This window comes from Sphingomonas yabuuchiae (assembly GCF_001477495.1).
GTDB classification, from domain to species: domain Bacteria; phylum Pseudomonadota; class Alphaproteobacteria; order Sphingomonadales; family Sphingomonadaceae; genus Sphingomonas; species Sphingomonas yabuuchiae_A.
The window spans coordinates 51,509-60,271 of the sequence record NZ_LDTF01000023.1; the positions used below are offsets into that span (position 1 = coordinate 51,509).

10 protein-coding genes and 1 pseudogene are annotated in these 8,763 nt (G+C 67.2%); 3 read left to right on the forward strand and 8 right to left on the reverse strand.

Features of this window, described 5'->3' with window-relative positions; all coding sequences use genetic code 11:
• Positions 1–4: 4 nt before the first annotated feature.
• The 6 genes from NS355_RS06350 to NS355_RS06375 form a co-directional block, all read right to left on the reverse strand.
• Positions 5–1,723: a peptidoglycan D,D-transpeptidase FtsI family protein gene (locus tag NS355_RS06350; RefSeq protein WP_058744934.1), complete on the reverse strand. Its 1,719-nt coding sequence runs from the start codon at positions 1,721–1,723 to the stop codon at positions 5–7.
• Entirely contained in the window at positions 1,720–2,385 is a 666-nt protein-coding gene (locus NS355_RS06355; protein ID WP_058744935.1) for a hypothetical protein, read from the reverse strand. The genes NS355_RS06350 and NS355_RS06355 overlap by 4 nt, the downstream gene beginning before the upstream one ends.
• Complete coding sequence (rsmH, locus tag NS355_RS06360; RefSeq protein ID WP_058744936.1) at positions 2,382–3,362, reverse strand: 16S rRNA (cytosine(1402)-N(4))-methyltransferase RsmH; 981 nt, start codon at positions 3,360–3,362, stop codon at positions 2,382–2,384. The genes NS355_RS06355 and rsmH overlap by 4 nt, the downstream gene beginning before the upstream one ends.
• Positions 3,359–3,874 carry a division/cell wall cluster transcriptional repressor MraZ gene (locus NS355_RS06365; protein ID WP_084787596.1) on the reverse strand — a complete coding sequence of 172 codons (516 nt, stop codon included), beginning with the start codon at positions 3,872–3,874 and terminating at the stop codon, positions 3,359–3,361. The genes rsmH and NS355_RS06365 overlap by 4 nt, the downstream gene beginning before the upstream one ends.
• A 409-nt stretch (positions 3,875–4,283) precedes the next feature.
• Positions 4,284–4,535 carry a hypothetical protein gene (locus NS355_RS06370; RefSeq protein ID WP_058744949.1) on the reverse strand — a complete coding sequence of 84 codons (252 nt, stop codon included), beginning with the start codon at positions 4,533–4,535 and terminating at the stop codon, positions 4,284–4,286.
• A gap of 105 nt (positions 4,536–4,640) precedes the next feature.
• Positions 4,641–5,606, reverse strand: a complete 966-nt coding sequence (locus NS355_RS06375; RefSeq protein ID WP_058744937.1) for a cysteine synthase A — start codon at positions 5,604–5,606, stop codon at positions 4,641–4,643.
• 175 nt (positions 5,607–5,781) lie between these two features.
• Here NS355_RS06375 and NS355_RS06380 point away from each other — a divergent pair, with 175 nt between their 5' ends.
• From NS355_RS06380 to aat, 3 genes are all read left to right on the forward strand, one after another.
• The gene (locus NS355_RS06380) at positions 5,782–6,168 is read left to right on the forward strand and encodes a hypothetical protein (protein WP_058744938.1); all 387 of its coding nucleotides are present in this window, start codon (positions 5,782–5,784) and stop codon (positions 6,166–6,168) included.
• A 124-nt stretch (positions 6,169–6,292) separates the two neighbouring features.
• The gene (locus tag NS355_RS06385) at positions 6,293–7,006 is read left to right on the forward strand and encodes a ParA family protein (RefSeq protein ID WP_058744939.1); all 714 of its coding nucleotides are present in this window, start codon (positions 6,293–6,295) and stop codon (positions 7,004–7,006) included.
• Positions 7,003–7,761, forward strand: a complete 759-nt coding sequence (aat, locus tag NS355_RS06390; RefSeq protein WP_058744940.1) for a leucyl/phenylalanyl-tRNA--protein transferase — start codon at positions 7,003–7,005, stop codon at positions 7,759–7,761. The genes NS355_RS06385 and aat overlap by 4 nt, the downstream gene beginning before the upstream one ends.
• Positions 7,762–7,796: 35 nt before the next feature.
• Here the strand turns inward: aat and NS355_RS18165 are convergent.
• Both NS355_RS18165 and NS355_RS06395 read right to left on the reverse strand, forming a co-directional pair.
• Positions 7,797–8,030: pseudogene (locus NS355_RS18165) on the reverse strand (DUF2155 domain-containing protein); the annotation flags it as partial.
• A 203-nt stretch (positions 8,031–8,233) separates the two neighbouring features.
• Positions 8,234–8,626, reverse strand: a complete 393-nt coding sequence (locus tag NS355_RS06395) for an NADH:ubiquinone oxidoreductase subunit NDUFA12 (RefSeq protein WP_056434245.1) — start codon at positions 8,624–8,626, stop codon at positions 8,234–8,236.
• Between the last annotated feature and the right edge of the window lie 137 nt (positions 8,627–8,763).

The window sequence follows — 8,763 nt, forward strand, 5'->3', positions numbered from 1 at the left end:
CCCCTTATCGTCCATCCACCGGCGGCGACTTCGGGTCCTGCCACAAGGTGGGCAGGATGTCCGACTCGTCGATGTCCTTGGTGGCATCGGGCACCACGCCCAGCATCGCGCCGACCCGCGTGATCGTCCGCCCGACCACGGGGGCGGCGTTCCAGGCTGCGGTCTTCCACCCGAACGTCTCCTTTGTACCCTTTGGCGAGTCGAGCATCGCCAGCACCACATAGCGCGGCGCATCCATCGGGAACGCCGCGGCAAAGGTAGCCACGTTGCGCGACCGATCATAGCCGCCCGCGACCGCCGCCTCGGCGGTGCCGGTCTTGCCCCCGACGCGGTAGCCGGGCGCATCGCCCTTGCGGCCCGTGCCCCGCATCACGATCAGGCGCAGCATCTGCCGCATCTTGTAGCTGGTCGTCTCGCTGATGACCCGCCGGCCCGCCGCGGCATGGCCCGGCGCGACCTTCATCAGTGTCGCAGGGCGCCAGATGCCGCCATTGACCAGCGCCGCATAGGCCGAGGCCAGATGCAGCGGGGTCACCGCGATGCCGTGACCATAAGCCGTCGTCATCGTCGTCGTGCGCGCCCAATAGGTGGGCAGCAGCGGGCGACCCTTTTCGCGAAGCTCGATATCGGGCTTGGTATCGAAGCCCAGCTTCTTGAACATGGTCTGCATCCGCTGCGGCCCGATCTCGTCGGCGATGCGTGCGGTGGCGATGTTGGACGAATAGATCAGCGTCTCGGCCATGTTCAGCCAACGCTTCGGATCGCCCGCTTCGTCATGGATGGTATAGCCGCCGACCTTGAGCGGATGGGTCGCGTCGAAGCGTCGCTGCATCGAGGTGACGACGCCGTTTTCCATGGCGGTGGCCATGGTAATCGGCTTGAAGGTCGAACCCAGCTCGAACACGCTCTGCGTCGTGATGTTGCGCAGTTCCTCGGTGCCCGCCATGCCGACCCGATTGGGGTTGAAGGTGGGCAGCGAGACCATCGCGATCACTTCGCCGGTATGCACGTCCAGGATGATCCCGCCGCCGCCACGCGCGGAGAAGGTATTCATCGCCCGGCCCAGCTCGCTTTCCAGCGCGGCCTGGGCGCGGGTGTCGATCGACAGGGCGACGGGCTTGCCCGTCTGCGCCGGGTTGAGGAGCCGTTCGTCGAGCACGCGCTCCATGCCGCTCATCCCGTGCCCGTCGGTCGACAGGAAGCCCAGCGCATGCGCGGCGAGCGAGGATTGCGGATAGAGGCGCTGCGTCTCGCGATCGAAGACCAGGCCGGGTTCGCCGATGGCGTTGACCTGCTCGACCAGCGTGGGGCTGGCGCGGCGTTGCAGATAGACGAAATTCGCCTTGCGGGTCAGCTGGCCATAGAACCAGGCCTGATCGCCACGATCGGGCATCAGCGCGGCGAGCCGCGCGGCGATCTCCATCGGGTCGCCGATCAGCTTCTTCGGATGGACCGCGATCGTCCAGCTGTCGATCGTGCGCGCGAGCGGCGCGCCGTTGCGGTCGACGATATCGCCGCGCGCCGCCAGCGTCGCGGTCCGGGCCGCCGCATCGGCGGGTCCGGCGAACACCGCCAGCAGCATCAATCGTCCGATCACGACGACCACCGCCGCGCCGAACAGCATCATCAGCATCATCAGACGCATATGCGTCGTCGCGACCAGCGCGTGGCGCTGGCCGGCGGTACGCTGCGTTCCGGCGGGACGCGCGACCAGAACGCTCAACGCCGCCGCCGCGCTTCGGTCTTGGCGCCCTTCAGAATGTCACCCAGCGTGGTGTCGGACAGCAGCTGGCGATCGAGCATCGCCACGGCTTCCGGCCGGACCTTCGCGACGGCGGCGGCGGTGCGGACGGTTGCGATCGGGGCAGGCTTGGCCTTCTTGGCGCTGACGACGTGCTCCGACACGGCCTGGACGATCTGCGGCTTGGGCAGGTCGACCTTGGCGAGGCGGACGACGGGGGCGGGCGCGTTGGGCTTGGCCGGGGCAGCGGGCGCGGCGGCGGCCACGGCTTCCGGCTGGACGATCACGGGCGCGGGCTGCGAGGGGACGAGCAGCGCGGCGGTCTGGATCGCACCCTCGGCGGGGCCGCGGGTCACGTCGAGCGAGGCCAGCTGCGCCTCGTCACCGACGAACTGGCCCGCGACCGGCGCCGTCAGCGCCAGCGTGTCGCCGTTCCACTTTTCCAGCTGGACCAGATTGGCGCGGGTGTCGAACTCGGTCTCCAGCGCGCGGATGTCACGCTGCGCAGCGGCGATGCGGCCGTTGACGTCGTCGAGCTTCTTGCGCTCCGCCGCCACCTGCAAGGAGACGAGGTAGAATCCCAGGACGACTGCGACGCAGCTCCCGAACCACCCTATCCCCCTCAACCGATACGCCGCCGTCATACGCCAAACTCCTGACTCAACTCGCCCCCCGGCGCCCTGCCCTTACCCCCCGACCAGGCGGGGGATTCCGTACGCGTCGCAAAACGCAGCGTCGCCGAGCGCGCGCGTGGGTTGCGAGCCAGTTCCGCCTCACCCGCGCGCACCGCCTTGCCGACCTGGGCAAAGCTGGGTGCCCGCGCCGCCGCCTGTTCGGGCAGATGGCGCGACCCGCCCGGCATCTGCCCGGCGCGTTCGCGGAAGAAACGCTTGACCATGCGATCTTCCAGACTGTGGAACGTAACCACCGCCAGGCGACCACCCGGCTTCAACGCGCGCTCGGCTGCGGCCAGCCCCTCGGCCAGCTCGTCCAGCTCGCGGTTCACATGGATGCGCACCGCCTGGAAGGTCCGCGTCGCCGGGTCCTTCTTGTCATGCGGACGATAGCCCAGCGCGCGGCGGACCACGGCGGCCAGCTCGCCGGTGCGGGTCAGCGGACGGGCGGCGACGATCGCCTGCGCGACGCGGCGCGAGCGCGGCTCCTCGCCATAATGATAGAGCACGTCGGCGATGGCGGCTTCATCGGCGGTGTTGAGGAAATCGGCCGCCGACTCGCCCGCCTGCGCCATGCGCATGTCGAGCGGGCCGTCACCCTGGAAGGAAAAGCCACGCTCCGCCTGGTCGAGTTGCATCGAGGATACCCCGATATCCAGCACCACGCCATCAACGCGGGCGTCCAGCTCTTGATCCAGGTTGGAGAATTCGCGGTGGATCAGGGTCAGACCCGGCTCGGCGGCGACCAGTGCCTGGCCATTGGCGATGGCATCGGGATCGCGGTCGAAGGCGACGACCATGGCGCCCCGGCCCAGCATCGCGCGGGTATAGCCGCCCGCACCGAACGTGCCGTCGACATGCGTCTCGCCGGGGGCGATGGCGAGCGCGTCGAGAACCTCGTCGAGCAGGACGGGGATGTGGGGGGCGTCACCTTGGGAACCGCTCACAGCGCAATCCCCTTTTCCTGGCAGTGGAAACGCGCGGCCGAAATCATCTTGGCCGGCAGGCCCGGCGTCTCGACCAGGGTCTTGGGATCCCAGATTTCAATATAGTCGAACGTGCCCCAGAAAAAGGCATGGCCGGTGATCCCGGCATGGAAACGGGGAAAGCCCGGCATGATGAAACGGCCCGATCCGTCGAAGGGCACCGCCTCGCCATTCGCCAGGTCGCGCTTGATGTTATAGTCGATGCGGCCGTCGGGCCCACGCGACATCTCGGTCCGCGCGTCCAGCTCCTTCTTCAGCACGGCAACATAACCCGGGTCATATGCGATCAGGCAGCGCTCTGTTTCATGGACAGCGATGATGATGGTCCCGCCATCTTTTCCGTCGGGGCGCGGCGCATTCTGAGCCAAGGTGGACCGGAGGGCGTTAGGGATGGCGACGCGACCCTTGTCATCGACAAGGCCAATGCCACTACCCTGATACAAACCCCTTTCGGACACGCCAACCTCGCACATGGCGCGCACGGCCTCACCGCTTCGGAACACGACCATCGCCGCATTCCGACCATTTCTGGATCACAGTGAGCCTGCCCCTCTGTTAGTTTTCGGTTTACCTATAGCAGAACCGGGAGGCAACGGGATTTTTGGGGAGAAACGGGGAAATCGGGTCTGAAACCGGGGTTATGCGACCAACGGCTGGTCGCCGGGCGGGAAAGCCACCATCGCCCCCGCCCCCGAAAAGGTCGGATTTCCGCCGGTCAGGGGCAGTTTCCCCGGAATTCCCCGAGCCCCATGATGCGCCAAGGCGATCACTGCTGATTTAACTTTTATTAAGTAAAAAGACCGATCCGGCCGCGATCCTCGAGCGCAGCCGATGGTCGCCAGCCGGACAAAACGCGCCAGCCGGACGGGGCGCGACGGGCGATCAGTGTGCGAGTTCGGCCGGAGCCTGGGTGTTCGCAGGCGCGGGCGCGACGCCCAGTTCGGCCAGCGGCTCGCTGGACGATGGCGTGGCGGTGTTCGTCATCGCCATGTCGGCGACCATATTCGACTGCGCCGCACCGGCGACGGCCGCAGGCGGCTCGTCACGGTTCAGCGAGCCCAGGATCGTGCTGGCGATCGCGATCAGCAGGATGACGGCGGCCAGGCCGATCATGCCGACTTTCACGCGCTGCATGATATGATGATGATCGGGTGACTTCATGGAACTCGGTAACACTATCTCGTGCGCCGCCTCATGTCGACCTCTGGCATACGCCCATCGGGTCGCGAAGGGCGGCGACTATAGCCCCTTCTCGGCCCGCCACGCCGGATTGTGCAGCGTGGAAAGGTAGCGAAACCCGGTATCGCACAAAATGGTTGCGATCCGCTTATCTGGCCCCAAGGCCCTGGCCAGCGCCACCGCACCGGCGACATTGATGCCCGACGACAGACCCAGGCACAGCCCCTCCTCGCTCAGCAACCGCTGTACCCAATACCATCCTTCCGCATCGGAAAGACGAAACTGGGTATCGATCGGCGCGCCTTCAAGATTGGCGGTGATCCGCCCCTGCCCGATCCCCTCGGCGACCGAAGAGCCTTCCGACTTCAACTCGCCATGCGCATAATAGTCGTACAAGGCCGCGCCGTGCGGATCGCTGAGCGCGATCGTCACCGATTCGTCATGCGCCTTCAGGCCCAGGCCGACCCCGGCCAGCGTCCCGCCGGTGCCCGCCGCACAGGTGAAACCGTCGATCCGGCCACCCATCTGGTTCCAGATTTCCTCGGCGGTCCCCACGATATGCGCGCGGCGGTTGGCGATGTTGTCGAACTGGTTGGCCCATACCGCATTGTCCGTCTCCTCGGCGATGCGGCGCGAGGTGTGGACGAAATGACAGGGGCTGGAATAGGGCGCGGCGGGCACCAGCACCAGTTCGGCGCCCAGTGCGCGCAGCGTGTCCATCTTCTCGCGGCTCTGCGTCTCGGGCATCACGATGATCGTGCGATAGCCCTTGGCATTGGCGACCAGCGCCAGGCCGATGCCGGTGTTACCCGCCGTCCCCTCGACGATGGTGCCGCCGGGGCGCAGCAAACCCCGCGCCTCGGCATCCTCGACGATGAACAGCGCCGCGCGGTCCTTCACGCTGGCGCCGGGATTCGCGAATTCGCACTTGCCGTAAATGTCGCAGCCCGTGGCCTCGCTCGGCCCCTTCAGGCGGACGAGCGGGGTGTTGCCGATCAAGGCCAGCGTGTCGGAGATCACTTCCATGCCGCCTAGATGGCCCCTGCCCCGCCATCGGGCAAGCCAAGCCTTGCTTGCCCCCCACCAAGCATAAGGAGGGAGCGCTCACGTGCCGACCGGCAAATTGTTGGCCATTGGGGCAGGTTGACGCACAGGTCATGCTTGACGCCGGGTTGCTGCATTTGCGAAGCACCGCCCCGCTATGAAGAGCCTCCTCCCCCTCATCGTCGCCGCACCGCTGCTCGCTTTGGCCGCGTGCAATTCCAAGCCCAGCCAGCCCGAGGTCGTCGACACCAATCCCGACCCGATGGCCAACGTGCTCGCCAACCGCGCCCCGGTCGAGCTGCCGCCCGCGATCAAGGCGGACAAGACCTTCCGCTGCAAGGACAATAGCCTCGTCTACGTCACCTTCTTCCAGGGCGATAAGCAGGCCAATGTCCGCCTGAAGGAAGGCGAAACCCCCGTCGTGCTGAAGGCACCGGCCGCCGGTGAGCCGCTGACCGCCGAAGGCGGCTGGAAGATGACCGGCGACGAAAAGGCCGTCACCCTGACCACGCCGAAGAAGGCCGCGCAGGTCTGCCACATCTGATTTGCGTTCAATCCATCCCTGTCGTCGCTTGATCGACGATAAGGACTTGATCGAAAACCGGCCGGCGGGGATATCTCCGTCGGCCTTTTCTTTGGGCCGTGTCGGGAGGTCGGAGAGAAAAGCCGTGGCCGCGATCGCGATCTACAGCCTGAAGGGAGGCGTCGGAAAGACCAGCATGGCGGTCAATCTGGCCTGGTGCGCCGCCAGCCTGTGCGCGCGACGGACCTTGTTGTGGGATCTCGACCCGCAGGCCGCCTCGACCTGGCTGCTGGGCGGCCCGGCGCATGGCGACCAGGCGCAGGCCGTGTTTTCCCGCGACATTTCCGCCGATCGGCTGGTCCGCCAAACCGACATCCCGCGCTTGTCGCTGATCGGGGCCGATGATTCGCTGCGCGGCCTGGACCATCTGTTCCACGCGATCGACAAGAAGAAGCGACTCGGCAAGCTGATCGACGGGCTGGACGATTATGAGCGCATCATCCTGGACTGCCCGCCCGGCCTGACCGAGACGACCGAGCAGATGCTGCGCGCGGCCGACCTGATCGTGGTACCGGTCGTGCCCTCGGCGCTCGCCACCCGCGCGCTGGAGGTGGTGGACGGCCATGTCCGGGGCCGGGTGCCGCTGCTCCCCGTGCATGTCATGGTCGACCGTCGCCGCCGCCTTCATGCCGAGGCCCTGGCCGCGCATCCCGACTGGCCGGTCATCCCGATGGCCAGCCTGGTCGAGGCGATGGGCGAGCATCGCGCGCCCCTGGGCGCCTTTGCCCCGCGCAGCAGCGCCGCCCAGGCCTATGCCGATCTGTGGCGCAGCGTCGAGCGGCGACTGGCGGGGGGATGAGCCGCCGCGACGCCCCCGGCCCGCCCGAACGGCTGACCCCGCATCTGGTGCTGGGGGCCTATGCGGTCGGGGTGTTCCCGATGGCCGACACGCGCGACACCGATCACGTCTATTGGGTCGAGCCGCGCAAGCGCGCCGTCCTGCCGCTCGACGGTTTTCACCTGTCGCGCTCGCTGCGCAAGACGGTGGCGAAGGACCGGTTCCGCGTGACCGCCGACACCGCCTTCGAATCGATCATCCGCCTCTGCGCCGAAAGCGTCCCGGACCGACCCGAGACCTGGATCAACTATGCGATCGAGCGGGTGTTCATCGACCTGTTCGACATGGGCTTTGCGCATTCGATCGAATGCTGGGACGGCGACGAGCTGGTCGGCGGGCTCTACGGGCTCGCGCTGGGCCGTGCCTTTTTCGGCGAATCGATGGTCAGCCGCCGGACCGATGCGTCCAAGGTGGCGCTGGTCTGGCTGGTCGCGCGGTTGCGCGCCGGGGGATACAGCCTGCTCGACTGCCAGTTCCAGACCAGCCATTTGTCGACCATGGGCGCGGTCGAGATCGGGCGCGAGGATTATGTCGCGCTGCTGTCCGATGCATTGGCGGGGGTCGTGGCGCCAGGCGCTTCCGCCGCCGGGGTATCGGCGTCGGGCGACTTCGCGGCGCTCGACCGCTTGGGGGCTGCCCCGGGTAACGAGGCCGGGACCGTCTCGGGCCCCGTTTCGGGCCAGGACATCGTGCAGCTCTTGGTCCAGACGTCATAGACCGGGTGGAGCACGACGTTGAGCGCAGGCCGCTCCTTGTACAGCCAGCCTGAAAAGACCCGCTGCCACCGCTGATTGGCACCACGTACGTCCAGTTGCACGAATGCGCCGGTCAGCTGCTCCGCCTCCCACGACGCCGTCTTCTCGCAGGCCCGCAGGCGCACCACGACGTCGCCGACACGCACCGCCTGGCCGGGTTTCAACGTCAGGTCTCGCGAGACGCCGTTGCGCTTGTTGAGTAGGCCGATCACCGCGACGCGCTCGGCCATCGGGGTGCCGCCGCTCGGCAGTGTCGCCTGCGCGCCGTCGACCGATTCGATCCCCGATGCGGCGCCCGGACTGTCGGGCAGGATCTGGCTGACCGCCGATTCGGCGGAGTCGCCGCCGTGATCGGTCAGCGCCTGATAGCCGAACCAGCCGCCGACCCCCAGCAAGGCGACCAGCGCACCGCTGGCCAGCCAGCGCGACGTCTTCACCCCTCGGGGGTCCAGGCTTCGTAATCGCCGGTCGCGGCCTGACGCTGGCCACCCTTTTCAAGCGCACCCGACGGGCGATAGGCCATGGCAGTGCCGGTCATGTTCGGGATAGCGGGCTTCTGCCATGCGCGACGCGGCGGCAGCGAGCGGTCGGGCACATCGTCGACCTGATGATGCAGCCAGCTGAACCACTCGGCCGGAACCCGGCTGGCATCGTTCGAACCGTTATAGATCACCCAGCGCCGCGCGCGACCGGCGGTGTCGGTACCGCCCTCATAATAGACGTTGCCATGCGCGTCCTCGCCAACCTGCGCCTTGCCGCGCAGACCGAACCAGGTGCCGATGGTGGCGCCGTTCCACCAGGTGAAGGGATTGAGGTTGATGCCCATGACGCGCCGTGTAGCCCGGCTGTCGCCGCCCTTCAACCGCGTTCGCATGATTGGGACCAGTTCATGACTTCGCTTACCCATCTCCGGGCCCCCGTGACGGCCTCCTATTTAGCTTGCCGTCTTCTGCTTGAAACAAA

Excerpts from the sequence above, each read along its gene's own strand:
- NS355_RS06355 (WP_058744935.1), bottom strand. The coding sequence starts at position 2,385 with ATGACGGCGGCGTATCGGTTGAGGGGGATAGGGTGGTTCGGGAGCTGC.
- NS355_RS06370 (WP_058744949.1), bottom strand. The coding sequence starts at position 4,535 with ATGCAGCGCGTGAAAGTCGGCATGATCGGCCTGGCCGCCGTCATCCTG.
- NS355_RS06365 (WP_084787596.1), bottom strand. The coding sequence starts at position 3,874 with ATGTGCGAGGTTGGCGTGTCCGAAAGGGGTTTGTATCAGGGTAGTGGC.
- NS355_RS06380 (WP_058744938.1), top strand. The coding sequence starts at position 5,782 with ATGAAGAGCCTCCTCCCCCTCATCGTCGCCGCACCGCTGCTCGCTTTG.
- aat (WP_058744940.1), top strand. The coding sequence starts at position 7,003 with ATGAGCCGCCGCGACGCCCCCGGCCCGCCCGAACGGCTGACCCCGCAT.
- NS355_RS06395 (WP_056434245.1), bottom strand. The coding sequence starts at position 8,626 with ATGGGCATCAACCTCAATCCCTTCACCTGGTGGAACGGCGCCACCATC.
- NS355_RS06375 (WP_058744937.1), bottom strand. The coding sequence starts at position 5,606 with ATGGAAGTGATCTCCGACACGCTGGCCTTGATCGGCAACACCCCGCTC.